The organism is Serratia bockelmannii (assembly GCF_008011855.1).
GTDB classification, from domain to species: Bacteria; Pseudomonadota; Gammaproteobacteria; order Enterobacterales; family Enterobacteriaceae; genus Serratia; species Serratia bockelmannii.
In genome coordinates this window covers 17,721-40,189 of the sequence record NZ_VOUX01000001.1, presented here as the reverse complement: position 1 = coordinate 40,189, position 22,469 = coordinate 17,721, and the positions used below count along the sequence as shown (strand labels likewise).

Genomic DNA, 22,469 nt, shown 5'->3' with positions numbered 1-22,469 from the left:
CAGAGGGTTAACAAAGCGATAACATCCCCCCTTTTCGGCCAGTAGCAAAACTGGCCTGGGAGTTGCTTTATCTTTCAGCGTGCGAACGAGGCGCGACAGCATAATGCGCTGCCGAATGCGGCGTGCAACCGCCGCCTGGCTACCCCTCGTAAAAGCGCGAGAACGACACCAAGTCGTCATAAACGTCGTTTTTCACGACATACTGACTGTCTTTCCGTCCACCGCAGACATTGCTCAGGTGAATCGGATGGACGGCATTTTGTTCCAGACATTGCCACACTCGGGAAATCAACCGCCAATGCGGCCTTTGTTGCACCCCACCAACGAGTGGATGGGCGCCTGTGTCTATGAGGAGAATGCCAAATGCTGAGCCTGAGATCGGTCAATCAATTTTACGGGCAAAATCATACCCTGTGGGACATCAACCTGGAGCTGCCGCGCGGCCAGTGTACCGTGCTGCTTGGGCGCAACGGCGTGGGCAAGACCACGCTGGTCAATTGCATCATGGGGCATGTGCCGGTGGTGAGCGGCAGCATGACCTGGCAGCCCGCGGATCAGCCGCCGCAAAATCTGCTGCTGCAACCGATGGAGCGCCGCGCCGCACTCGGCATCAGCCACGTCCCGCAAGGGCGGCAACTCTTCTCGCAGCTGAGCGTGGAGGAGAATCTGCAGGTGGCGCAGATGGCCGTGCGCGGTGCCCCTCGCCGCATTCCGCCGCTGATCTACAGCCTGTTTCCCAATTTGCGCCAGATGCGTACCCGCCGCGCCGGCGATCTGTGCGAAGGCGCTCAGCGCCAGTTGGCGATTGGTCGTGCGCTAGTGCAGGAGCCGGCGCTACTGATCCTCGACGAGCCGACAACGGGCGTACCGCCCTCGATCGCCGCCGACATCGGCAACGTGATCCGCAGGCTCAACTATGAGTTGGGCATGACCATTTTGCTGGTAGAGCATCAGCTGCCGTTCGTGCGCCGGGTGGCGGATCGTTTTTGTCTGCTCGATAGCGGTCGCACCGTGGCGCACGGCGCGCTGGCGCAGCTGGATGAGGCGCTGATCGGCGCCGGGCTGGCAGGGCAAGAAGAAGGATGAGGGAGAGAACCCCCCCTCATTGAGCGTTTATAGCAGGCTGATATCCAGATACTCCCCCAGCGGCGCCCGTTCGGCCTGCGGCAGGTGTGGTATTTCACCCAGCAGCGGCGCCGGCAGCATGCGGCGCAGCGTGGCCAGGTATTCCTGATGCCGCCGCCCCGGGGGCGCCACGTCGTTGGCGATCCAACCGGCCAGCGTCAACCCCGCCTGTTGCACTGCCTGCGCCGTCAGCACTGCGTGGTTGATGCAGCCCAGTTTAATGCCCACCACCAGGATCACCGGCAATTGTTCCTGCTGCACCCAGTCGGCGAAGGTGTACTCCGCCGACAGCGGGGTAAACCACCCGCCGGCGCCTTCGACCAGCACCCAGTCGGCGCGCTGCTCCAGCCGGCGCAGGCCGTCGGACAGCCGCGCCGCGTCGATCGGCCGACCTTCATCGGCGCTGACGATATGCGGCGAGGTCGGTTCGGCAAAAACGTAAGGGTTCACTTCGTCGTAACGGAGCGCCACGCCGCTGTTGGCCTGCAGCGCCAGCGCGTCGCCGTTGCGCAGCCCCTCGGCGGTCATCTCGCTGCCGGAGGCCACCGGCTTATAGCCGGCACTGCGGTAGCCCGCCCGGTTGGCGGCCTGCAACAAGGCGCTGCTGGCAACGGTCTTCCCCACCTCGGTGTCGGTGCCGGTCACGAACCAACGTTTAATCACGATAAATCACTCCATAAGCCAGATGATAGCTGAGGGGGAACTGCCCCTGCCGGCACGGGTAAGCCGCCTGCAACGCGGCGAGACGGCCTCGCGACATCAGGCCGCCCTCGCGCCCCTGATGCAGATGCGTCGCCCCGATGCCCTTGAGCGAACGCATCAGCGTCATCACGTCCGGGTAGTTCAAGGTGCGTAACTCTGTGACCAGCTCGTGCCGGTATTCAGCACAGGCGGCGCGGATCTGCGCCAGCGGCAGGAAGGCGTTCACGTGGCGCTCGCCGTCCACCTGTTGCCAGGCGTCCCCCAATTCCTGCAGCGATCCCGCCGCCAACGTGGAAAACAGGATCACGCCGCCGGGGCGGGTCACGCGATACAGCTCCGCCAGCGCGGCGGGCAGATCGCTGCACCACTGCACCACCAGGCTGCTGAAACAGATGTCCATCGCCGCATCGGGCAGCGGTACCTGTTCGATATCGCCCAGCAGATAATGGTGCGCCGCCTGCCGTTGGCGGGCGACCTCCAGCATGCCCGGCGCCAAATCGAGCGCGGTCACCTGCTTGCCGCGCTCGCGCCACAGGCGGCTGAAATAGCCGGTGCCGCAGCCGGCATCCAGCAGCTGCTCGCCCGGATGGGGACTCCCCATCCCCAGTAAGCGCTCGCCAACATCACGCTGCAGCGCGGCGGCGGCGTCGTAGCTGCCGGCCGCGCGGCTGAAGGCCGAGGCGACCGCCTGTTTGTTCACCGTGTCATTGGCTGACGTCATTCAGCACCTCCAGCAGGCGATCGATATCCTGCGGCTGATGCGCCGCCGTCAGGGTAATGCGTAGCCGCGCGCCGCCCGGCGGCACCGTCGGCGGGCGAATGGCGCTCACCCACAGTCCGCACTCGCGCAGGCGGGTCGCCAGATCGAGCGCGCGCTGATTATCCCCCACCAGCAGCGGCTGGATGGCGGTGTCGGAATCCGTCAGGGTCAGCGCCAGCGGCGCCGCGCCCTGACGGAAACGCCGAATGTTGTCCTGCAGCCGGGCACGCAGTTCATCGCCCTCGCGAATGCAGGCCAGCGCCGCCTGCAGCGCGCAGGCTTGCGCCGGCGGCATTGCGGTGCTGTAGATTAGATGGCGGGCGAACTGCAGCAGATACTCGGCGGTCGCCTCATCGCACAGCACTGCCGCGCCGCTGACGCCGAACGCCTTGCCGAAGGTCGCCACCAGCAGTTCAGGGCGCACGCCCTGCTGCCAGCAGCTGCCGCGGCCTTGCTCACCGCGCACGCCGACGCCGTGGGCATCGTCCACCATCAGCCAGGCGCCCGCCGCGCGGGTTAAGCGATGCAGCTCCGCCAACGGTGCGCCGTCGCCGTCCATGCTGAACACCCCTTCGGTCACCGCCAGCCGCTGCCCGTCGCAGGGTTTGGCCAGCAGATCCGCCAAGGCCTGCGGCTGATTGTGCTGGAACCGGCGCAGCTCGGCCGGCGACTGCGCCGCCGCCTCCAGCAGCGAGGCGTGGCTGAGGCGATCGGCCAAAATGCGATCGCCCTTCTGCATCAACGCCGCCAGCACCGCCTGATTGGCGGCATAGCCGGAGATGAACAGCAGCGCGCGCGGATAGCCGAGCCACGCCGCCAGTTGCTCTTCCAGCGCCTGATGCGCCACGCTAAAGCCGGTGACGTGGCCCGACCCGCCGCTGCCGACGCCGTAACGCTGCGCGCCCAGCTGCCAGGCGGCGATCACCCGCGTATCCTGGCTCAGCCCCAGGTAGTCGTTGCCCGAGAAGTTCAGATAGAGACGATCGCCGAGCCGGATCTGGCGGCCGTTGCCGCCCTCGGTGGTCTGTCGCCGACGGTAGGCGGCGTTGAGACGCCGTTCTGCCAGCGCCTGTTCGATACGTTGTTGCCAGCTCATCACAGCGCCGCGTTGTAAAACTCGGCGGTATCGGCGTTCAGCAGCTGCTTAGCCAGCACCTGCTGTTGCTGGTTGTCGCCATGTTCGGTGGCGGTCTGCTGCGGGTTCAGCCCCAGCTTGCGGAACAGCTGCAGATCCTTGTCTTCTTCCGGGTTCGGCGTGGTCAGCAGCTTGCAACCGTAGAAGATCGAGTTGGCGCCGGCCATAAAGCACATCGCCTGCGTCTGTTCGTTCATCTGTTCACGGCCGGCGGAAAGGCGGACATAAGAGGACGGCATCATGATGCGCGCTACCGCGATGGTGCGGATGAAATCGAACGGATCGACGTCGTCGTTATCCGCCAGCGGCGTGCCTTTTACCTTCACCAACATGTTGATCGGCACGCTCTCCGGCGGTTTCGGCAGGTTAGCCAGCTGCACCAGCAGCCCGGCGCGATCGCGCACCGTTTCCCCCAGCCCGACGATGCCGCCGGAGCACACTTTGATGCCGGCGTCGCGCACCTTGTCGAGCGTATCCAGGCGTTCCTGGTAGCTGCGGGTAGTGATGATGCTGCCGTAGAACTCCGGCGAGGTATCGAGGTTATGGTTGTAGTAATCCAGCCCGGCCTCCGCCAGCCGTTCAGCCTGAGTGCCGTCAAGCGTGCCCAGCGTCATGCAGGTTTCCATGCCCATCGCTTTCACGCCCTGCACCATCTGCTGCAGATAAGGCATATCGCGCTCGTGCGGATTCTTCCACGCCGCGCCCATGCAAAAACGGGTCGAGCCGTTCGCTTTGGCCTTGCGTGCCGATTCCAGCACTTGCTCGACCTGCATCAACCGCTCCGACTCCAGGCCGGTCTTGTAGCGTGAGCTCTGCGGGCAGTATTTACAGTCTTCCGGGCAAGCGCCGGTCTTGATCGACAGCAACGTGCTGACCTGCACCTGACGCGGGTCGAAGTGCTGGCGGTGTACGGTTTGCGCTTCGAACAGCAGTTCCAGCAGCGGTTTATCAAACAGGGCCTGGGCTTGCCCTACTGTCCAGTGAATGCGGTCGGCCATCATGGCGTCTCCAAAACGAAAAAGTGTCGCCAGTTTAAATATTGTGGATATACTGTCAACCAATCTTAATTCAATTTGGTTTACAAGTATGTCTGTGACCGCTTCCGACCTGGCGTTTGACCAACGCCATATCTGGCACCCCTACACCTCCATGAGCCGCCCGTTACCCTGTTACCCGATCGAATCGGCCAGCGGCGTCGAACTGCAGCTGGCGGACGGCCGGCGTCTGGTGGACGGCATGTCCTCCTGGTGGGCGGCGATCCACGGTTACAACCATCCGCACCTGAATCAGGCCGCCAGCCAGCAGTTGGAGAAGATGTCACACGTGATGTTCGGCGGTATTACCCATCCGTCCGCCATCTCGTTGTGCCGTCGGCTGGTGGAAATGACGCCAGAGGCGCTGCAGTGCGTGTTCCTGGCGGACTCCGGTTCGGTGGCGGTGGAAGTGTCGTTGAAGATGGCGCTGCAGTACTGGCAAGCGCGCGGCGAGCGCCGGCAGCGCATCCTGACGCTGCGCCACGGCTATCACGGCGATACCTTCGGCGCGATGTCGGTCTGCGATCCGGACAACTCGATGCACAGCCTCTATCAGGGCTATCTGGCGCCGCACCTGTTCGCGACCGCGCCGCAGTGCCGCTTCGACGAAGAATGGCGTGAAGAAGATATTGCACCGTTCGCCGCGCTGCTGGAGCAGCACGCCGGTGAAGTGGCGGCGGTGATCCTGGAACCGGTGGTGCAAGGCGCCGGCGGCATGCGCATCTACCACCCAACCTACCTCAAGCGGGTGCGCGAGCTGTGCGATCGCCATCGGGTGCTGCTGATCGCCGACGAGATCGCCACCGGCTTCGGCCGCACCGGCAAGCTGTTCGCCTGCGAGCACGCGCAGGTGGTGCCGGACATTCTCTGCCTGGGCAAGGCGCTGACCGGCGGTTACATGACCCTGTCCGCCACCCTGACCACCCGCCATGTGGCGGAGACCATCAGCAACGGCGCGGCCGGCTGTTTTATGCACGGCCCGACCTTTATGGGCAATCCGTTGGCCTGCGCGGTGGCGGACGCCAGCATGGCGCTGCTGGCGGAAAATCGCTGGCAGGCGCAGGTGAGCGCCATCGAAGCCCAGCTGAAACAGGAACTGCTGCCGTTGGCGGCGCTGCCGAAGGTGGCGGACGTGCGGGTGCTGGGGGCGATTGGCGTGGTGGAGATGCGCGAACCGGTGAATGTCGCCGAGCTGCAGCGCGGGTTCGTCGAGCGCGGGGTATGGATCCGGCCGTTCGGCAAGCTGATTTACCTGATGCCGCCTTACATCATCGAAGCGGAACAGCTCAGCCGCCTGACCGCCGCCGTGGCCGCCGCCGCGCGTTAATGCCTTACCAATGCTGGTCCAGATAGCGGGCCAGCAACCCCAGGCACAGCAGCCAGAGTAAAATGATCATCGCCGCCGCCATGCGGCCGGTGGGGTTGTCGACGCGTTTTTGCGCCTTCTCGCGCAGCTCGGCCATCAGCGGCTTGGGGATCAGGCGAACCGCCAGCATGATGCCCAACGGCACGATGATCACATCGTCCAGATAGCCCAACACCGGAATAAAATCCGGGATCAAATCGATCGGCGAGATCGCATAGCCGGCCACCAGCAGCGCGATCAGCTTGGCGTACCACGGGGTGCGCTTATCACGGGCGGCCAGCCACAGCGCGTAAATATCGCGCTTGATGCCTTTGGCCCAACGGCGCAGCCAGCCGAACCACGGCGTGCGTTTTTTCAGTGAAATCATGATTACTTCATATAAGAACGTAAAACGGTCATCAATTGCTCGATGTCCTGCTCGCGCTGCTGCGGCGTAGCGTCCGCGGCAGCCAGATGTTCGCGCACATGCCCTTCCAGCACCTGCGCCATCAAACCGTTGACCGCGCCGCGCACCGCCGCGATCTGCTGCAGAACAGCCGAACATTCGCCACCGCTCTCCAGCGCACGTTCCAGCGCTTCGGCCTGCCCTTTAATGCGGCGCACCCGCGCCAACAGCTTCTTTTGATCTCTGTGGGTATGGCTCATCATTTCCGCCTGATTGTTATTTACTATACTGGGGTATAGTATATTTCAGCACACTATCTTTTGCTGAGGAACTTCACCATGACGTCTCACGCGCCCGTTTTGCACCGCGAACACAGCCACGTTTTTGACGATGGTAACCCATTGGCCGAAAGAAACACCAGATGGGCGGTGATACTCACCGCCAGTATGATGGCTATCGAGATCGCCGGCGGCTGGCTGTTTAACTCGATGGCGCTGCTGGCCGACGGCTGGCACATGAGTTCGCACGCGCTGGCGCTGGGCCTGTCGGTGCTGGCTTACGGCGCCGCACGCCGGCTGGCCAAAGATCGCCGCTTTAGCCTCGGCACCTGGAAGATCGAAGTGCTGGCCGGTTACACCAGCGCGGTGTTGTTGGTGCTGGTGGCGGCGCTGATGCTGTTTCAGTCTGGGCAGCGGCTGCTGAATCCCAGCCCGATTCATTACAACGAAGCCATCGCCATCGGCGCGATCGGGCTGGCCGTCAACCTGCTCTGCGCCTGGCTGTTGCGCGGTGGCGGCCATCATCATCATCACGGGGATGACCACGACGACACTCATCATGACCTCAACCTGCGTTCCGCCTATGTTCACGTGCTCGCCGACGCCGCCACCTCGGTACTGGCGCTCATCGCGCTGTTCGGCGGTAAGCTTTGGGGCGCCGCCTGGCTCGATCCGCTGATGGGCATCGTCGGCGCGGCGATGGTGGCCGCCTGGGCCTATAGCCTGATGCGCGATAGCGGAAAGATTTTGCTGGATGCCGAAATGGACGCCCCCGTGGCGCAAGACATCCGCCAGGCCCTGGCCGCTTCCGGCCACGCGCTCACGCTGACCGATCTGCATGTAGGCCGCATCGGCAAAGGAAAATATCATTGCGTCCTCGCCCTGAGCAGCGCCGATCGCGCCCTCACCGCCGATCGGGTGCGCCAACTGTTGGCCACACATCCCGAACTGGTGCATGTCACCGTCGAGATCAACCGTCCGCCGTTGGCGCAAGGGGTTGTATTGTTCCACCGAAAAGATCTAGCTTAAGGGTCCGCGTTTATCGACAACTGGGAGTCATTATGGCTTTTCGTTTGTACAGCAACGATCTGCAGGACGGCGGCACAATGCCGCAGACGCAGGTCTTCAACGGCATGGGCTACCACGGCGATAACCTGTCGCCGCACCTGGCCTGGGACGGCGTGCCCGCCGGCACCAAGAGCTTCGTCGTCACCCTGTACGATCCCGATGCCCCGACCGGCTCTGGCTGGTGGCACTGGGTGGTGGCCAATATTCCGGCCGACGTGCGTGAGCTGCCGCAGGGCGCAGGCTCCGGTAAAGCGCCGCTGCCGAGCGCCGCGCTGCAAACCCGTACCGACTTCGGCTCAGCCGGTTACGGCGGCGCAGCGCCGCCGAATGGCGAAAGCCACCGCTATCAGTTCACCGTGCATGCGCTGGACGTAGAAAGCATTGAGGTGGATGAAGGTTCCAGCGGCGCGCTGGTGGGCTTTAACGTGCATTTCCACAGCCTCGGCAGCGCCACGCTGACAGTGATGTTCAACTGATCTCCCACCCATAAAAAAGCGCGGCTCAACCGAACCGCGCTTTTTCCATACTCGTCTGACCGCCGAATTACTTCGCCAGCACGCTGACCCACATCGGGCCTTTGCCCACCGGATAACGTGCCAGCGTGGTCAGCTCGCCGCTGGCCTGGTCAATTTCATGCACCGCGATGTGATCGGACTTCTGGCCGGACGAAATCACGAAGCGGCCGCTGTGATCGATATTGAAACCGCGCGGCTGCGTTTCGGTCGGATAATAGCCGACCACGCTCAGCGTGCCGCCGTCTTCGGAAACGCTGAAGAGGGTCAGAATGCTGGCGGTGCGATCGCTGGTGTACAGGAAACGGCCGTTCGGCGTGATATGAATGTCCGCCGCCCAGCGGGTGCCGTCGAAGTCGGCCGGCATGATATCCAGTGTTTGCGTCACGGTGTATTTGCCGCCGTTTTCCGAAATGGCCAGCACGTCTACCGTGCCGTTCAGCTCATTGACGCAGTAAGCGAACTTATCGTTGTGGTGGAATGCCATATGGCGCGGACCGGCACCGGCGGCGATATCCACCGCCTCCTGCACGTGCGGCGTCAGCTGGCCCGTCAGGCTCAGGTTGAACAGGCGGATGCGGTCCTCTTTCAGACACGGCACCAGCACCAGCTGGTTGGTCGGATCGATGTTCGCCGAGTGCGGCGCGTTCAGGCCGTCAATCTGCTGAATAGGCGCCGTCACCACGCCGTCATGGCCGATCGGGCTGATGCTGGCGCAGTTGCCGCTGTAGGAGGCGGAGAACAGGTAACGCCCCTGCAGATCGGTGGAGATATGGGTCGGGCTGCCCGGCAGCGGCGCCATGCCGGCCTGCTGCAGCGTGCCGTCCGCCTCGATGCGGTAGCTGACGATGCCGAACGCCGGACGCACGCCGACGTACAGGTGGGTCTTGTCCGGATGAAGGGTCATCGGCTGCACCTGGCCCGGCACGTCAACGGTTTGCAGCAGCGCCAGCGCGCCCGCGTCGTCCAACTGCCAGACGTGGATCTGCTGGCTCTCCGGGCTGGCGACATAAACGATTTGCTTCATGTGTTCTCCTTGCAAAGGGTAAAAGAGGAACCGGTTTCAGGCCGTTCGATTGCTCCTAGCTTACCGCACATCCGTCGCATGGCAACCCTGCTTAGCACCGGATGTTCACGCGGTTTTCTCCGTTGGCTATCCGGTGTACCATCGGATTAATTTTATGGCTAACGATAACGAGAACCCTATGAGCTACCGCGTCATCGCCCTCGATCTTGACGGCACCCTGCTGGACAATCAAAAACGCATCTTACCGCAGTCGCTGGAAGCGCTGGCGCTGGCGCGCGCCGCCGGCGTCCAGGTGGTGGTGGTCACCGGCCGCCATCACGTCGCCATCCATCCGTTCTACCAGGCGCTGCAGATAGACACGCCGGCCATCTGCTGCAACGGCACCTACCTGTATGATTTTCAGCAGAAAAAGGTGCTGGCCGCCGATCCGCTGGCGAAAGATCAGGCCAAACAGGTGCTGCAGATGCTCAAACAGACCGACATTCACGGGCTGATGTACGTTGACGACGCCATGCTGTATCAGGAACCGAGCGGCCACGTGACCCGCTCGCTGGCCTGGGCCGAAACCCTGCCGGCGGCACAGCGCCCAACGCTGCTGCAGGTCGGCAGCCTGGCGCAGGCGGCCGACGACGCGCAGGCGATCTGGAAATTCGCCACCTCGCACGCCGATATTCCTGCGCTGCGCGAGTTTGCCGACACGGTGGAAAAAGAGCTGGGGTTGGCGTGCGAATGGTCCTGGCACGATCAGGTGGATATCGCCAAAGGCGGCAACAGCAAAGGCAAGCGCCTGCGCCAATGGGTGGAATCGCAGGGACTGAGCATGGATCAGGTGGTGGCGTTCGGCGACAACTACAATGATATCAGCATGCTGGAAGCGGTCGGTTTGGGCGTGGCGATGGGCAACGCCGATGACGCGATCAAGGAACGCGCCGATCTGGTGATCGCCGATAACCTGCAGCCGGGCATCGCCGAGGTGATCCGCACCCGCGTACTCTAGTCTTTTCGCCCTCCCGCCGGGAGGGCCTGTCTTAGCGGCTCTCGCGGCTGATCGACACGCTCTTCACCTGCGCGTACAGCCACTGCCCGGGGCGGATCGCCAGTTCGTCTCGCGCCCACGGCGTGATGCGCGCCCACAGCACGTGTTCCCCGACCGCCAGCTTCACTTCCACCTGCCCGCCCACGTCCAGACACTCGCTGACCTTGGCCGGCAAAACGTTGCGAATGCTGCTGTTGACCGGCGGTTGCAGCACCAGCGAGACGTCGGCGGCATTGATGCGAATGCGCAGCTGAGTGCCCAGTTCGGCGTCGATGCCGCTGACCCACAGCCGCTGATCGCCGAGCGCCAGCGCGGTCATGGCATAGCGTTGATGATGCTCAATCACGCTGACGCGCAGCACGCTGCTCTGATCTTCACGCTGCAGCCACGGCCGCAGCGCGCTGCTGGCCCAGACGGCTTCCAGTCCGCCGAACGCGCGCACCTCGCCGCGATCCAGCACCATCACCTGCTCGGCCAGACGCAGGATCTCGTCCAGGCTGTGGCTGACGTAGAGGATAGGGATGTTGACGTCCTGCGCCAGCCGCTCCAGATACGGCAGCAGCTCGCGTTTGCGCGGCAGATCGAGCGAGGCCAGCGGTTCGTCCATCAGCAGCAGTTCCGGCGCGGTCAGCAGCGCGCGGCCGATCGCCACCCGCTGTTTTTCACCGCCGGAGAGCGTCAGCGGCAGCCGATTGAGCAGCGGCCCGATGCCCAACAGCTCGACAATGGTATTGAACTGCGCGCGCATGCCGGCCGCCATGCCGTACTGCAGGTTGCCGCGCACCCGATAATGCGGGAACAGGCGCGCATCCTGAAATACATAGCCGATACGGCGCTTTTCCGGCGGCAGGCAGAGACCGGTGACGGTATCCACCAGCGTGCGGCCATTGAGCGCGATACGCCCCTGTTGCAAACGGGTCAGGCCGCCGATGGCGTTGATCAATGAAGTTTTACCCGCGCCGGACAGGCCGAAAATCGCGGTGATGCCCTGCGCCGGCAAATCGGCGCGGACGTTGAGATTAAGGTCGCCCAGCTGCTGCGAGAAATCCAGCTCCAGCATTTACACCCCCATCCGTTTGCGGCCCCAGCGGGCCAGCCATTCGGACACCATCAGGGAAGCCAGCGACAGCACGATGGCGATCGCGCACAGACGCGCGGCGGCGGCTTCCGCCCCCGGCGTTTCGATCAGCGTATACATCGCCAGCGGAATGGTGCGGGTTTCACCGGGAATGTTGGAGACAAAGGTGATGGTGGCGCCGAACTCCCCCAGCGAACGGGCAAAGGCCAGCACCACGCCGACAATGACGCCGGGCAGCGACAGCGGCAGCGTGATGGTGAAAAACACCCGCCACGGGTTGGCGCCCAGCGTGCGCGCCGCCTGCTCCAGCCGGGTATCCACCGCCTCCAGCGCCAGCCGGATGGCACGCACCATCAGCGGAAACGCCACCACCGCCGATGCCAGCGCGGCGCCGCGCCAGCTAAAGCTGAAGCTGAAGCCGAACCAGTCATACAGCCACTCGCCGATGACGCCGCGCCGCCCCATGGCGATCAGCAGCAAATAGCCGACCACCACCGGCGGCAGCACCAGGGGCAGGTGAATGACGCCGTCCAGCAGCGCCTTGCCGGGAAAGCGGCAACGCACCAGCACCCAGGCCATCAGAATGCCGAACGGCAGGCTGCAGACCACCGCCAAACCGGAGACTTTCAGGCTCAGCTCAACCGCCTGCCACTCGTACTCACTCAGAATCATTTACGCGGGGTGAATCCATAATGTTCGAAAATAGCGGCGGCTTCCGGGCTCTTCAGATAGGTATAGAAAGCGCTGACCGCCGGAGTTTGACGATCTTTCACCATCGCCATCGGATATTCAACCGGTTTGTGGCTGTCTTCCGGGAATACGCCCACCACTTTCACCTTGTCGCTGGCGACCGCGTCGGAGCCGTAGACGATGCCGAGCGGCGCTTCACCGCGCTCCACCAGCGCCATCGCGCTGCGCACGTTGTTGGCGCGCGCCAGTTTCGGCTCCAGCGTGCGCCAGGCGCCCAGATGCTCCAGCGCCTCTTTGGCGTAGATGCCGGCCGGCACGTGATCCGGATCGCCCACCGCCAGGCGGCCGCCGCTGAGCAACTTGGCCCAGTCGGTCTGCTTGTCGATGGCGATCTTGTCTTGTTTATCGCTCTTGGCGGCGATCAGCACCAGCTCGTTACCCAGCAGCGTGTAACGGGTGTCTTTCACCATCTGCTGCTTGTCGATGGCGTAATCCATCCACTGCTGATCGGCGGAGATGAACAGATCGGCCGGGGCGCCCTGCTCAATTTGGCGCGCCAGCGTAGAAGACGACGCGAAGGAGGAAACCACCTGCACGTCCTTGCCTTTTTGATATTGGGTGGCGATGTCCTGCAGCGCGTTGGTCAGCGACGCGGCGGCGAACACGGTGATCTTTTCCGCCGCCGAGGCCTGAGCCACCAGGCCCGATGCCAAAACGATCCCGCCAACCCATTGGGTCCATTGCTGTTTCATTGTTTTTCTCCGCAAGTTAACGTGCATTATCACTCTTCGTTATATAAAAAATAATATAACGCGGCGCGAAAGCTTGTCATGCGGTTTATCGGCAAAGCGTGAGATAACTTGAGGAATGCCCGCCGGGCGATGCCGACGGGTATCGGGATAGGGAACGGTCAGTGCTGGGTGCGGTTTTCTTTCGAACGGCCCACTTTGGAGAAGACGTTGAACACTTCGCCAAAACCGTAGATCAGACCGAGAATGAGCGCCATGACCACCGGCACCATCACCACGGCGAATAACAGACTTTTCAATAATTCCAACATGATAGCCTCGCTTAACTGCCCATTGAGCGGCAAATGCCTTTCACCGCATATCGGGTTATTCTAACCCAAAAAAATCGCTAAAACCGGAGTTATTTTAGCCAGCGAGGCGAAATTGTGATCGGCCAAACGTGCCCTTTTGACCGATCTCATCCCGCCGCGGGGTAATAGATCAGCGGCGGCGCATAGCCGGCGGGCGCCGCCAGCCGGGCCTCCACCCCGTATACCGCGCGAATGTGCTCCGGCGTCAGCGCCTGCTGCGGCGTGCCCGCCGCACAGATCCCGCCCCGCTGCAGCAGCGCGACCCGATCGCAATAACAGGCCGCCAGATTCAGATCGTGCAGCGTCACCACCACGCTGAGCTTCAGCCGCCGCAGCAAGGCCATAAACTGCTGCTGATGAGCGATATCCAGGTGGTTGGCGGGTTCGTCCAGCAGCAGCCACGGCGTTTGCTGCGCCAGCGCGCGCGCCAGGTGCACCCGCTGCTGTTCACCGCCGGACAGCCGCTGCCAATCGCGATCGGCCAGGTGGCTGATGCCCACCTGCTCCATCGCCTGCCCGGCGAGGCGGCGATCCTCGGTACCAAAACCGCGCCAGCGGCCGATATGGGCCAGCCGCCCCAACAATACCGCCTCCTTCACCGGCAGCGCGAAGGTGCCGGGGGCGGATTGCTCGAGAAAAGCGATGCGCCTGGCGCGTTCCCGCCCGGTAAACGCGGCGATCTCGCGCCCTTCCAGCCAAACGCGGCCGCCGCCGGCGGGCTGCAGCCCGGCCAACAGCTTGAGCAGCGTGGATTTACCGCTGCCGTTGACGCCGAGCACGCCGGTGATCTCACCGGGCAAGGCGCAGAAACTGAGGTTTTCCAGCACCGTGCGCGCGCCCACTCGCCAACTTACCCCCTCGGCGCACAGACCGAATTGCGTTTTTTCAACCGTCATGCATTGACCTTCCGATACAGCAACAGCAGGAATACCGGCACTCCCAATAGCGCCGTCAACACGCCGACCGGCAGTTCGCGCGGGGCAAACAGCGTTCTGGCCAGCGTGTCCGCCGCCACGGCGAACAAAGCGCCGCACAGCGCGCTGGCCGGCAACAGCTGACGATGCCGCGAGCCGACCAGCCGCCGGGCGACGTGCGGCACCGTCAACCCGATAAACCCCACCGCGCCGCTGAACGCGACGATCGCCGCCGTTAGCGCGGTGGTCGCCACATACAGCAGCAGCTTCAGCGGGGCCACCGCCACCCCCAGCGAAGCGGCGGTCACGCCGCCGAACGCCAGCGCGTCCAACTCACCCGCCCGCAGCCAGCAAAGCAGCAGCGTCGCCGCCAGCGCCAGCCCGCACAGCCCGACCTGTGGCCAGCGCGCGTCGCTGAACGATCCCAGCAGCCAGAACATCACGCCGCGCGTGGCGTTGGCGTCTGCCTGCCAGAGGGTGATCAGCGAAGTCAGTGCGGAGAGCAGTTGCGTCACCGCCACCCCGGCCAGAATAAACAGCGTGGACTCCCCCTGTAGCGAACGCCCGGCCAGCAACATCACCAGCGCAAACGCCCCCAGCGCGCCGCTAAACGCCCCGCCGGACACCGACAGCAGGCCGCCCCCCAGCCCCAATACCAGCACCGTCACCGCCCCCACGCCCGCGCCGGAGGAGATCCCCAGCACCCAGGGATCGGCCAGCGGGTTGCGGGTCAGCGACTGCAGCACGGTGCCCGCCAACGCCAGCCCGGCACCGGCCACCGCCGCCAGCAGCGCGCGCGGCATCCGCAGCGACCAGATGATGCGCTGATACACCTCGGCATCGGTCGCCGCGCCGCCGCTGACGCCGAATACGATGCGCCAGGCGTCGTGCCACGCGATCGGCGCAGGCCCCGACAAGGTGGCGCTCAGCAGGGCCATCGGCAGCGCCGCCGCCAGCAACAGCAGCCAGCCGGCCTCACGGCCGGGCAGTAACCGCCGGCTCATGCTATTTCCAGCCTGCTATCACATAGTCGTCCAACAGCTGCCACACCGTCCCCGCCTCGCTGAAACCGGCCTGCCTGAGGGCCGCGAGCTGGAAATCCACCGGCGTCGGCGGCGGCACCGGGCGGCCGGCGAACAGCGCCTCACGCTCGGCCTGATAAGCGGCCAACGCCGGCAATTGCAGCGCGCTGGCGAACCAGCGATCCCAATCCTCGACGCCGTTGTCCCAGGCGCGTTGCTGGGTCTGCTCATCGTGCCGCTCGGCCAACGCCTTCAGCCGTGGCTGACGGTGGTCATAGCGCTGATGATCGGCATTGAGGAATACACCGCCGTCGGCCAACAGCCCGGCGACGTTGCGGTACAGCGCCAGTTGCTGCTCCGGCATCAGCCAGTGCAGCGCCGTGCTGGACACCGCCGCCTGCGGCGCGGGGCCGGACAGCGCGGAAAAACAGGCAGGATCCGCCAGATCGGCCTGCAGAATGCGGATCCGATCGCCGTACGCCGCCAGCGCACCGCGCGCCACCGCCAGCAGCAGCGGATCGAGATCGATGGCGGTCACCCTGGCCTGCGGAAAGCGCTGCAAAATGCGCAGGCTCAGCGATCCCGGGCCACAGGCCAGATCCACCACGTGAAAATCCTGGCCGGCGGCCAGCGCCAGCACCTCCAGCTGGGCGTTAAAACGCGCTTCCCGCTCGGCGATGTAGGCCGCCTGCTGGCGATCCCAGGCATCCAGCAGTGAAGAGAGCGAAGAAGATGAAGATAATGAAACGGCTGTCATATCAAGGTTCCTTGTTGGAAAAAGTCGTAGCCTGCGGCGGCAAGGCCGCCAGGCCTCGAATCAAACGGCCCAGCGCCGCCACGGTGCGGGCGGAAGGGTCCATGTCGTAACCGGGGAGGATCACGTAGCGCCGCTGACGCACGGCGCGCAGCGTCGCGGTCAGCGGGTGATGCTCCAGAAAGGCGATCTTGTCGGCCGCGCTGTCGCCGAAGCCGCCGCGCGGCAGATCGCCAAGCACGATCGCATCCGGATCGCGGGCGGCGATAACCTCCCAGGATACCGTCGGCCACAGCTCGGGCAGATCGCCGAACAGGTTCTCGCTGCCGACGCTTCGGCTCAGCAAACCTGGTGCGCCGCAGCAGCCCGCCACGTAGGGCGTCTGCGTGCCGGCATACCACCACAGCAGACGTAAATGCGGCAGCGGCGCGCGCTGCGCCTCAAACGCCTGGAGTTGCCCACGTAGCCGCGCGATCGGCGCTTCACCGCCGCGGCTGACGTTGAAAATGCGCGCAAGCTCCCGCAGCTCGGTGAAGATGTCTTCAAACGTCAGCGCAGCGGCGATCGCGCTTTGCTGGCCGCTGCAGGCGCCGGGAGAGAGGTAAGTGCCGATGCCCCATTCCGCCAGCCGCGTCCGATCGGGCGTTTCCGGGCTGTGCAGCCAGTAATAGCTGGCCGAATAGACAAAATCCGGCCGCATCAGCAGCAACGCTTCCGCCGTGGGCGGCGCCGGGCTGGTGGGCGCCCGCAGCGCATCGGCCGACGCCGTCGGCGCGGGATCGCGCATGCGGTCATACCCGACCACGCCGATCGCACGGCCAGCCAGCCCCAGCGCCAGCAGGTTTTCCAACGCCGGGTTGGCGTAAACCAGCACCCGCTGCGGTGGCTGCGGATAATCGCGCGTTACCCCGCAATTTTGCAGGCCGACGGCCTCAGCGTGCCACGGCACGCCCCCGCCCAACCCCAGGGCGCACAACAACAGGCAAAGCGATCGTTTCACGCCGTCAGAACCTGACCGACACGAAGGTTTCATAGCTGCGCGGCGGCGCGATCAGCGCCTGATCCGGGTAGGTGCGCTGATAGGCGTACAGCTGGTTGGTGGCGTTGCGAATGCGGAAACCGACATCGACGATCGGCGTCAGCTGATAATCCGCCGCCAGATCGAGCGTGGTGTACGCGCGCATCTTGCGCTGGTTGGCGTCGTCGTTATAACTGCTGCCGACGTAGCGCAGCGAAGAAGCCAGCCCCAGGCGCGCCGTCGCCTGATAATGCACGCTGAGGTTGGCGGTCCAGTCCGGGATATAGGCCGGGCGATTGCCGTTGTAGCTGCGCAGCGGGCTACCGCCGCGATAGTCGTCGTAGCGGGCGTGCGTGTAGGCGGCATTGCCGGCCAGCTCCCAACGATCGTCGGGACGCAGCACCAAGCCAAGCTCGATGCCGCGCGACGTCTGCCTACCTACCGCGTTCAACGCATCCGGCCGCTGCGCGTCGGGCACAAACAGGTTGTCCTTGCGCAGTTCGTACAGCGCCAGCGTCGCCTCTCCCTTGTTATCCCAAAACTGCCCTTTGGCGCCGGCCTCCCACTGGCGCGCTCGCGTCAGTGGCAGATCGGTCTGCGTCGGGCTGAGGAAGAACAGATCGTTGCCCGGCTCCTGGCCGGTGGTGTAGTTGGCGTAAAGCGTGAGGTTATCGGTCAGTGCATAGCTGGGGCCCAGGCTCCAGGTGCTGAAAACGTAGGTGCGCGCGCGGCTCTCTTCCTGCGGCCCCTGGAAGCGCCAATCCATGTTCATATGGTTGTAGCGCAGCTGGCCCAGCAGCGCTAAACGCTCGGTCAGGCTGAAGCGGTCTTCAAGAAAGGCGGCGTACTGATTCTGAGTGACGTGGCGCACCGGCGCACGCTGGCTGGCGGTGCCCTGAGCGAACTGCTCTCTGGGCGGCGCGCCGAGCGGCACGTCCTCGGAGCCGGGGAAACCGTTGGAGTAGTACTGAAAATGCCGCTTGCTCAGATCGAAGCCGACCAGTAACCGATTATCGAAACCGGCGATAGCGCGATCGAACACCAGCGAACTGCGGTTGCCGATCAGATCGTCGTCGTGCGCCAGAGCGCCGAAAGAGTCGCGGTTGACGTCGCCGGGCCGGGCCGCCGCCGCGACGCGGAAACGCTCGACGTTGCGCCATTCGCGAAAGCCGCTGTAGTAATAGAATTGGTTATGCCACTCCACTTCGGGCGTCATAAACCAGTCCAGACTGGCCTGAAATGCGGTGGCGTTGCTCTGGATACGGCTGTCGGTCAGGTTGTTGTAATTGATGTCGCGCAGCTCGCCGGCAATGCGCCCATTCAGCAGCGGCGTGCCGTAGTAAGGGTTGTTGGTGCGGTTGAGCATGCGGTCCAGGCTCAGCGTCAGCAGCGCATCGTCCGTCAATTTAAACAGCAGCGAGCCGGATACCCGCTTCTGCCGATCGCGTTCATACTGCACGTTGCTGCCGCTGTCGTTGCCGCTGACGTCCAACCGGTACGCCATCACATCGTCCACCAGCGCGCCGCCGGCACCCAGATGCAAACGCTGGCTGCGGTAGCTGCCGAGGCCATAATCGAGCTCGAACGGCTGCCGGTTGAAGGTCGGCTGCCGCGAGATCAGGTTGACGCTGCCGCCTGCGGCGCTCAGCCCGTTCAAGGCCGACCCCGGCCCACGCAGCACCTCGATGCTGTCGTAATGCGCCGGATCGCCCAGTTGCAGCGTACTGCCGGGCATCTCTACGCCGTTATACAGCCAGGCGATCGGCCGAAAACCGCGTGCGGAAAAGTTGTTGGACAACGTTGGCGAAGCGACGCCGGACAGACCGGTAGCGTGCTCGACGGCGGCGGCCAGCGAACGATCGCCCCGCTGTTGGATCGCCCGCGCGCTGATAATATCGACGCTGCGCGGCGTCTCCCGAGCGGTCAGCCCGATCTGCGAAGCGCTGCGGCTCACGGCGTTCAACGCATCGTAACGCCCGGCGGGGGCCGCCGCCTCCACGGTGAGCTGTTCTTCACACCCCGTGGCATTGCGGGCTTTATCGCAGTCGGCGGCGAAAGCCAGCGGCGCTGTCAGTGCGCCGCCGATCCATGTGGCGGCAAGACATAAAGATTTTTTGGGCGTGCCAAGACGCCGGCGTGTCGTACTCATGTGGAGCATCCCTGTGGTGAAATAAAAACCGGCCGCAGCCGGCGTAAAGCCTTATTGTTTTTCTGTTATGTTATATTATTACAATATTACAATACCAGTCTTTATTGCCCCACTCTCCCACGCACGGCGTTTGGCGCTTTGCCGCCAAATCGGCGACAATACGGTTTTTGCCGTCGACAGGATGCGCTATGCAGGCCGAAATTCTTCTGACTCTCAAACTCCAGCAAAAGCTGTTCGCCGATCCGCGCCGCATCGCGCTGCTGAAACAGGTGCAGCACACCGGCTCCATCAGCCAGGGCGCCAAACTGGCGGGCATCAGCTACAAAAGCGCCTGGGACGCCATCAATGAGATGAACCAACTGGCGGAACACACGGTGGTGGAACGCGCCACCGGCGGCAAAGGCGGCGGCGGCGCGCAGCTGACGCACTACGGCCAACGGCTGATCCAGCTGTATGACCTGCTGGGCCAGGTGCAGCAAAAAGCCTTCGACGTGCTGCAGCAGGACGATCTGCCGCTCGACAGCCTGCTGGCGGCCATCTCGCGCTTCTCGCTGCAAACCAGCGCGCGCAATCAGTTCTTCGGCACCGTGATCGAACGCGATCATCAGCAGGTGCAGCAGCACCTGGCGATTTTGTTGAACGACGGCACCACTCGCCTGACGGCGGCCATTACCCAGCAAAGCGCCGATCGGCTGCAGCTGACGCCCGGCAAAGAGGTGCTGGCGCTGATCAAAGCGCCCTGGGTGCGGTTAAGCGTCGAGACGGGGGAGCATACCGGTGCGGATAACGCGCTGGCGGGCGTGGTAGCCGGCATTCAGCCGGGGGCCGAACACAGCGAGGTGCTGGTGACGCTGGCGGGGGGCGAAACCCTGTGCGCCACCCTGACGACGGCGGAGTTGCAGCGCCTGCAGCTGAGCGTCGGTACCGCCGTACACGCCCTGTTCAACGCCGACCACGTGATTATCGCCACGTTGTGTTAAGCGCAACGTAACGTTGCGTTTTTGCTGATTGACATCACCGTGCAATGCGCCTATTTCTAAGGCAAATAATTGCAAAAAAAGGAACAGGTGATGTCGTCGTTGCACATTTCGCAAGGTTCATTCCGCTTAAGCGATACCCGTACCCTGACGCTGGGTGCACTGGCGATCCAGGCCGGCGACAGCTGGGCCTTCGTCGGTGCCAACGGCAGCGGCAAATCCGCCCTGGCGCGCGCGCTGGCCGACGAACTGGTTCTGCTGAGCGGTGAACGCCGCAGCGACTTTCAGCATGCGGTGCGCATCTCCTTCGAACAGCTGCAAAAAATGGTCAGCGACGAGTGGCAACGCAACAACACCGACCTGCTCAGCGCGGACGAGGACGATACCGGCCGCACCGCGGCGGAGATCATTCAGGAAGAGGTGAAAGACGCCGCGCGCTGTGAGCGGCTAGCCGCGCAGTTCGGCATCACCGCCCTGCTGACCCGCCGCTTTAAATACCTCTCCACCGGCGAAACGCGCAAGACCCTGCTGTGCCGGGCGCTGATGCCCGAGCCTGACCTGCTGATCCTCGACGAACCCTTCGACGGGCTGGACGTGCACTCGCGCGCACAGCTCGCCGCGTTGCTGAGCGAGCTTTCCTCCCAGGGCCAGACCGTGGTGCTGGTGCTCAACCGGTTCGACGAAATACCGGATTTTGTCCGGCAGGTGGGCGTGCTGGCGGACTGCACCCTAACCAGCCGCGGGCCGCGCAGCCAGGTGATGGCGGACGCGCTGGTGGCGCAGCTGGCGCACAGCGAAAACCTCAGCGGGCTGGCGCTGCCGGAGACCGAGGATCCGACGCAAAAAGTAGCCCTGTCGACGGACCGGCCGCTGATCGTCCTGCGCGACGGCGTGGTCAGCTATAACGATCGGCCGATCCTCAATCACCTCAACTGGCAGGTTAACCCCGGCGAGCACTGGCAAATCGTCGGTCCGAACGGCGCCGGAAAATCCACGCTGCTCAGCTTGATCACCGGCGATCATCCACAGGGCTACAGCAACGATCTGACGCTGTTCGGCCGCCGTCGCGGCAGCGGGGAAACCATCTGGGAGATCAAGCGCCATATCGGCTACGTCAGCAGCAGCCTGCATCTGGATTATCGCGTCAACACCAGCGTGCGCAACGTGGTGCTGTCGGGGTTCTTCGATTCGATCGGCATTTATCAGGCGGTCTCGGATCGTCAGCGGCAGCTGACCGAGCAATGGCTGGCGCTGCTCGGGCTCGACGGCGCGCGTGGTGATGCCCCGTTCCATAGCCTTTCCTGGGGCCAACAGCGGCTGGCGCTGATCGCCCGTGCGCTGGTGAAACACCCGGCGCTGCTGATCCTCGACGAACCGCTGCAAGGGCTGGATCCGCTCAATCGCCAGCTGGTGCGCCGCTTCATCGACGTGCTGATCGGCCAGGGCGCCACCCAGTTGCTGTTCGTTTCGCACCATGCCGAAGACGCGCCGCAGTGCATCACTCACCGCCTCAGCTTCGTGCCCGACGGCGGGGGCGGCTACGGCTATCAACACCAGCGGCTGGAGGCGGCCTCCGCCTGAAACGCGGCGTAAACATATCCGGCAACACTTCACCGCAGCACATCACATTTGGCCTTTTATCATAGAAAGAAAGAAGGCCATTTTCTGGAGACGCCATGTCCGCTGCGTTGATTATCATCGACCTGATCGAGGATCTGATCGGGCCCAAAGGCCGCGCCAACCACTGCCGTGAACAGGTGGTGGCAACCCACCTGCTCGCTAACGTCAATGCCGCCGCGGCCTACGCGCGGGTGCGAAAAATCCCGGTGATCTGGGTGCGGGTGGGATTCGCCGACGATTATCATGACATCCCGCCCCATTCGCCGCTGTTCAACCATCTCAAGCAGATCGGCGCGCTGCGGTTAAACGGCCCGGGCTGCCGCTGGGTGCCCGAACTGCATCAGGAAGAGACCGATCTGCAGTTTGAAAAAACGGCGGTCAGCGCCTTCTCCGGTAACAATTTGTTAGCCTGGCTGCGGCAGCATCGGTGCCATCATCTGCTGCTGGCGGGCGTCAGCACGCCGCTCGCCATCGAGAGCACCGCGCGTCAGGCGCACGACGCCGGCTTTCAGGTGACCGTGCTGCACGACCTGTGCGCGGCCCCCACGCAGGAAATCCACCAACAAAGCCTCGATACCTTGCAAAATCTGGCCGAAATCACCCGTTCGCAGGCCTGGATGAAAGGCTGACCCGCGTTGTCGCCGGTCGTGTGGGCCGGCATCATGCACAAATCCGTCACTGCCCCGACCTTTAGCGTCATTTGGGTGTGCTACTATCCGC

General features: G+C 63.9%; 24 protein-coding genes. 8 read left to right on the top strand and 16 right to left on the bottom strand.

Annotated features, from left to right (window positions below; genetic code table 11):
- Nucleotides 1–363: 363 nt before the first annotated feature.
- Nucleotides 364–1,086, top strand: a complete 723-nt coding sequence (locus FOT55_RS00225; RefSeq protein ID WP_147822920.1) for an ATP-binding cassette domain-containing protein — start codon at nucleotides 364–366, stop codon at nucleotides 1,084–1,086.
- Between the two features lie 27 nt (nucleotides 1,087–1,113).
- On the opposite strand, the gene bioD is transcribed toward FOT55_RS00225, so the two are convergent.
- From bioD to bioB, 4 genes are read right to left on the bottom strand one after another with little or no spacing between them, the layout of a single operon-like run.
- Nucleotides 1,114–1,788 (bottom strand): dethiobiotin synthase, encoded by a 675-nt coding sequence (gene bioD / locus FOT55_RS00220; RefSeq protein ID WP_060447611.1) that lies wholly within the window; start codon nucleotides 1,786–1,788, stop codon nucleotides 1,114–1,116.
- The gene (gene bioC / locus FOT55_RS00215) at nucleotides 1,781–2,548 is read right to left on the bottom strand and encodes a malonyl-ACP O-methyltransferase BioC (RefSeq protein ID WP_049208970.1); all 768 of its coding nucleotides are present in this window, start codon (nucleotides 2,546–2,548) and stop codon (nucleotides 1,781–1,783) included. The genes bioD and bioC overlap by 8 nt, the downstream gene beginning before the upstream one ends.
- On the bottom strand, nucleotides 2,532–3,683 hold the full coding sequence (gene bioF, locus FOT55_RS00210; protein ID WP_147822919.1) for an 8-amino-7-oxononanoate synthase: 1,152 nt from the start codon (nucleotides 3,681–3,683) through the stop codon (nucleotides 2,532–2,534). Before bioF ends, bioC begins: the two co-directional genes overlap by 17 nt.
- Nucleotides 3,683–4,720: a biotin synthase BioB gene (gene bioB, locus FOT55_RS00205; protein WP_025301918.1), complete on the bottom strand. Its 1,038-nt coding sequence runs from the start codon at nucleotides 4,718–4,720 to the stop codon at nucleotides 3,683–3,685. Before bioB ends, bioF begins: the two co-directional genes overlap by 1 nt.
- Nucleotides 4,721–4,808: 88 nt before the next feature.
- Between bioB and bioA the strand changes: the two genes are divergently transcribed.
- Complete coding sequence (bioA, locus tag FOT55_RS00200; RefSeq protein ID WP_049208971.1) at nucleotides 4,809–6,083, top strand: adenosylmethionine--8-amino-7-oxononanoate transaminase; 1,275 nt, start codon at nucleotides 4,809–4,811, stop codon at nucleotides 6,081–6,083.
- Nucleotides 6,084–6,087: 4 nt separating this feature from the next.
- Here the strand turns inward: bioA and FOT55_RS00195 are convergent, their stop codons facing one another.
- On the bottom strand, nucleotides 6,088–6,489 hold the full coding sequence (locus tag FOT55_RS00195; protein WP_025301916.1) for a YkvA family protein: 402 nt from the start codon (nucleotides 6,487–6,489) through the stop codon (nucleotides 6,088–6,090).
- Between the two features lie 2 nt (nucleotides 6,490–6,491).
- Nucleotides 6,492–6,767 (bottom strand): metal/formaldehyde-sensitive transcriptional repressor, encoded by a 276-nt coding sequence (locus FOT55_RS00190; RefSeq protein WP_025301915.1) that lies wholly within the window; start codon nucleotides 6,765–6,767, stop codon nucleotides 6,492–6,494.
- 78 nt (nucleotides 6,768–6,845) lie between these two features.
- On the opposite strand from FOT55_RS00190, the gene dmeF reads away from it, so the two are divergent.
- Entirely contained in the window at nucleotides 6,846–7,814 is a 969-nt protein-coding gene (dmeF, locus tag FOT55_RS00185; RefSeq protein ID WP_075200607.1) for a CDF family Co(II)/Ni(II) efflux transporter DmeF, read from the top strand.
- 32 nt (nucleotides 7,815–7,846) lie between these two features.
- The gene (locus FOT55_RS00180) at nucleotides 7,847–8,329 is read left to right on the top strand and encodes a kinase inhibitor (RefSeq protein ID WP_025301913.1); all 483 of its coding nucleotides are present in this window, start codon (nucleotides 7,847–7,849) and stop codon (nucleotides 8,327–8,329) included.
- A 67-nt stretch (nucleotides 8,330–8,396) separates the two neighbouring features.
- On the opposite strand, the gene pgl is transcribed toward FOT55_RS00180, so the two are convergent.
- Nucleotides 8,397–9,392, bottom strand: a complete 996-nt coding sequence (gene pgl / locus FOT55_RS00175) for a 6-phosphogluconolactonase (RefSeq protein ID WP_060432612.1) — start codon at nucleotides 9,390–9,392, stop codon at nucleotides 8,397–8,399.
- A gap of 178 nt (nucleotides 9,393–9,570) precedes the next feature.
- On the opposite strand from pgl, the gene FOT55_RS00170 reads away from it, so the two are divergent.
- Nucleotides 9,571–10,389, top strand: coding sequence for a pyridoxal phosphatase (locus FOT55_RS00170; protein WP_060433834.1), 819 nt, complete (start codon nucleotides 9,571–9,573; stop codon nucleotides 10,387–10,389).
- Between the two features lie 31 nt (nucleotides 10,390–10,420).
- Here the strand turns inward: FOT55_RS00170 and modC are convergent, their stop codons facing one another.
- The 9 genes from modC to FOT55_RS00125 form a co-directional block, all read right to left on the bottom strand.
- Entirely contained in the window at nucleotides 10,421–11,488 is a 1,068-nt protein-coding gene (gene modC / locus FOT55_RS00165; RefSeq protein WP_147822918.1) for a molybdenum ABC transporter ATP-binding protein ModC, read from the bottom strand.
- Nucleotides 11,489–12,178: a molybdate ABC transporter permease subunit gene (gene modB, locus FOT55_RS00160; RefSeq protein WP_019454005.1), complete on the bottom strand. Its 690-nt coding sequence runs from the start codon at nucleotides 12,176–12,178 to the stop codon at nucleotides 11,489–11,491.
- On the bottom strand, nucleotides 12,175–12,948 hold the full coding sequence (gene modA, locus FOT55_RS00155; RefSeq protein WP_147822917.1) for a molybdate ABC transporter substrate-binding protein: 774 nt from the start codon (nucleotides 12,946–12,948) through the stop codon (nucleotides 12,175–12,177). The genes modB and modA overlap by 4 nt, the downstream gene beginning before the upstream one ends.
- Nucleotides 12,949–13,106: 158 nt before the next feature.
- Complete coding sequence (locus FOT55_RS00150; protein ID WP_004939813.1) at nucleotides 13,107–13,256, bottom strand: AcrZ family multidrug efflux pump-associated protein; 150 nt, start codon at nucleotides 13,254–13,256, stop codon at nucleotides 13,107–13,109.
- A gap of 146 nt (nucleotides 13,257–13,402) precedes the next feature.
- On the bottom strand, nucleotides 13,403–14,191 hold the full coding sequence (locus FOT55_RS00145) for an ABC transporter ATP-binding protein (protein WP_147822916.1): 789 nt from the start codon (nucleotides 14,189–14,191) through the stop codon (nucleotides 13,403–13,405).
- Nucleotides 14,188–15,213, bottom strand: a complete 1,026-nt coding sequence (locus tag FOT55_RS00140) for a FecCD family ABC transporter permease (RefSeq protein WP_147822915.1) — start codon at nucleotides 15,211–15,213, stop codon at nucleotides 14,188–14,190. The genes FOT55_RS00145 and FOT55_RS00140 overlap by 4 nt, the downstream gene beginning before the upstream one ends.
- Nucleotide 15,214: 1 nt before the next feature.
- On the bottom strand, nucleotides 15,215–15,988 hold the full coding sequence (locus FOT55_RS00135; RefSeq protein ID WP_147822914.1) for a class I SAM-dependent methyltransferase: 774 nt from the start codon (nucleotides 15,986–15,988) through the stop codon (nucleotides 15,215–15,217).
- A gap of 1 nt (nucleotide 15,989) precedes the next feature.
- On the bottom strand, nucleotides 15,990–16,985 hold the full coding sequence (locus tag FOT55_RS00130) for an ABC transporter substrate-binding protein (RefSeq protein WP_147822913.1): 996 nt from the start codon (nucleotides 16,983–16,985) through the stop codon (nucleotides 15,990–15,992).
- A gap of 4 nt (nucleotides 16,986–16,989) precedes the next feature.
- Nucleotides 16,990–19,152 (bottom strand): TonB-dependent siderophore receptor, encoded by a 2,163-nt coding sequence (locus FOT55_RS00125; RefSeq protein WP_147822912.1) that lies wholly within the window; start codon nucleotides 19,150–19,152, stop codon nucleotides 16,990–16,992.
- A 188-nt stretch (nucleotides 19,153–19,340) separates the two neighbouring features.
- Here FOT55_RS00125 and modE point away from each other — a divergent pair, with 188 nt between their 5' ends.
- The 3 genes from modE to FOT55_RS00110 all read left to right on the top strand — a co-directional run bounded on the left by modE (nucleotide 19,341) and on the right by FOT55_RS00110 (nucleotide 22,378).
- Entirely contained in the window at nucleotides 19,341–20,132 is a 792-nt protein-coding gene (modE, locus tag FOT55_RS00120) for a molybdenum-dependent transcriptional regulator (protein ID WP_049203775.1), read from the top strand.
- Between the two features lie 90 nt (nucleotides 20,133–20,222).
- Nucleotides 20,223–21,710, top strand: a complete 1,488-nt coding sequence (gene modF / locus FOT55_RS00115; protein WP_147822911.1) for a molybdate ABC transporter ATP-binding protein ModF — start codon at nucleotides 20,223–20,225, stop codon at nucleotides 21,708–21,710.
- A gap of 95 nt (nucleotides 21,711–21,805) precedes the next feature.
- Nucleotides 21,806–22,378, top strand: a complete 573-nt coding sequence (locus tag FOT55_RS00110) for a cysteine hydrolase family protein (protein WP_147822910.1) — start codon at nucleotides 21,806–21,808, stop codon at nucleotides 22,376–22,378.
- Nucleotides 22,379–22,469 lie beyond the last annotated feature (91 nt).

What these genes read in the sequence shown, in the direction of transcription:
- FOT55_RS00170 (WP_060433834.1), top strand. Translation starts at nt 9,571, where the DNA reads ATGAGCTACCGCGTCATCGCCCTCGATCTTGACGGCACCCTGCTGGAC.
- bioA (WP_049208971.1), top strand. Translation starts at nt 4,809, where the DNA reads ATGTCTGTGACCGCTTCCGACCTGGCGTTTGACCAACGCCATATCTGG.
- FOT55_RS00180 (WP_025301913.1), top strand. Translation starts at nt 7,847, where the DNA reads ATGGCTTTTCGTTTGTACAGCAACGATCTGCAGGACGGCGGCACAATG.
- FOT55_RS00140 (WP_147822915.1), bottom strand. Translation starts at nt 15,213, where the DNA reads ATGAGCCGGCGGTTACTGCCCGGCCGTGAGGCCGGCTGGCTGCTGTTG.
- FOT55_RS00150 (WP_004939813.1), bottom strand. Translation starts at nt 13,256, where the DNA reads ATGTTGGAATTATTGAAAAGTCTGTTATTCGCCGTGGTGATGGTGCCG.
- modA (WP_147822917.1), bottom strand. Translation starts at nt 12,948, where the DNA reads ATGAAACAGCAATGGACCCAATGGGTTGGCGGGATCGTTTTGGCATCG.
- dmeF (WP_075200607.1), top strand. Translation starts at nt 6,846, where the DNA reads ATGACGTCTCACGCGCCCGTTTTGCACCGCGAACACAGCCACGTTTTT.
- FOT55_RS00125 (WP_147822912.1), bottom strand. Translation starts at nt 19,152, where the DNA reads ATGAGTACGACACGCCGGCGTCTTGGCACGCCCAAAAAATCTTTATGT.
- FOT55_RS00190 (WP_025301915.1), bottom strand. Translation starts at nt 6,767, where the DNA reads ATGAGCCATACCCACAGAGATCAAAAGAAGCTGTTGGCGCGGGTGCGC.
- modE (WP_049203775.1), top strand. Translation starts at nt 19,341, where the DNA reads ATGCAGGCCGAAATTCTTCTGACTCTCAAACTCCAGCAAAAGCTGTTC.
- FOT55_RS00195 (WP_025301916.1), bottom strand. Translation starts at nt 6,489, where the DNA reads ATGATTTCACTGAAAAAACGCACGCCGTGGTTCGGCTGGCTGCGCCGT.
- bioC (WP_049208970.1), bottom strand. Translation starts at nt 2,548, where the DNA reads ATGACGTCAGCCAATGACACGGTGAACAAACAGGCGGTCGCCTCGGCC.
- FOT55_RS00145 (WP_147822916.1), bottom strand. Translation starts at nt 14,191, where the DNA reads ATGACGGTTGAAAAAACGCAATTCGGTCTGTGCGCCGAGGGGGTAAGT.
- bioF (WP_147822919.1), bottom strand. Translation starts at nt 3,683, where the DNA reads ATGAGCTGGCAACAACGTATCGAACAGGCGCTGGCAGAACGGCGTCTC.
- bioB (WP_025301918.1), bottom strand. Translation starts at nt 4,720, where the DNA reads ATGGCCGACCGCATTCACTGGACAGTAGGGCAAGCCCAGGCCCTGTTT.
- FOT55_RS00110 (WP_147822910.1), top strand. Translation starts at nt 21,806, where the DNA reads ATGTCCGCTGCGTTGATTATCATCGACCTGATCGAGGATCTGATCGGG.
- modC (WP_147822918.1), bottom strand. Translation starts at nt 11,488, where the DNA reads ATGCTGGAGCTGGATTTCTCGCAGCAGCTGGGCGACCTTAATCTCAAC.
- FOT55_RS00225 (WP_147822920.1), top strand. Translation starts at nt 364, where the DNA reads ATGCTGAGCCTGAGATCGGTCAATCAATTTTACGGGCAAAATCATACC.
- modF (WP_147822911.1), top strand. Translation starts at nt 20,223, where the DNA reads ATGTCGTCGTTGCACATTTCGCAAGGTTCATTCCGCTTAAGCGATACC.
- pgl (WP_060432612.1), bottom strand. Translation starts at nt 9,392, where the DNA reads ATGAAGCAAATCGTTTATGTCGCCAGCCCGGAGAGCCAGCAGATCCAC.
- FOT55_RS00135 (WP_147822914.1), bottom strand. Translation starts at nt 15,988, where the DNA reads ATGACAGCCGTTTCATTATCTTCATCTTCTTCGCTCTCTTCACTGCTG.
- modB (WP_019454005.1), bottom strand. Translation starts at nt 12,178, where the DNA reads ATGATTCTGAGTGAGTACGAGTGGCAGGCGGTTGAGCTGAGCCTGAAA.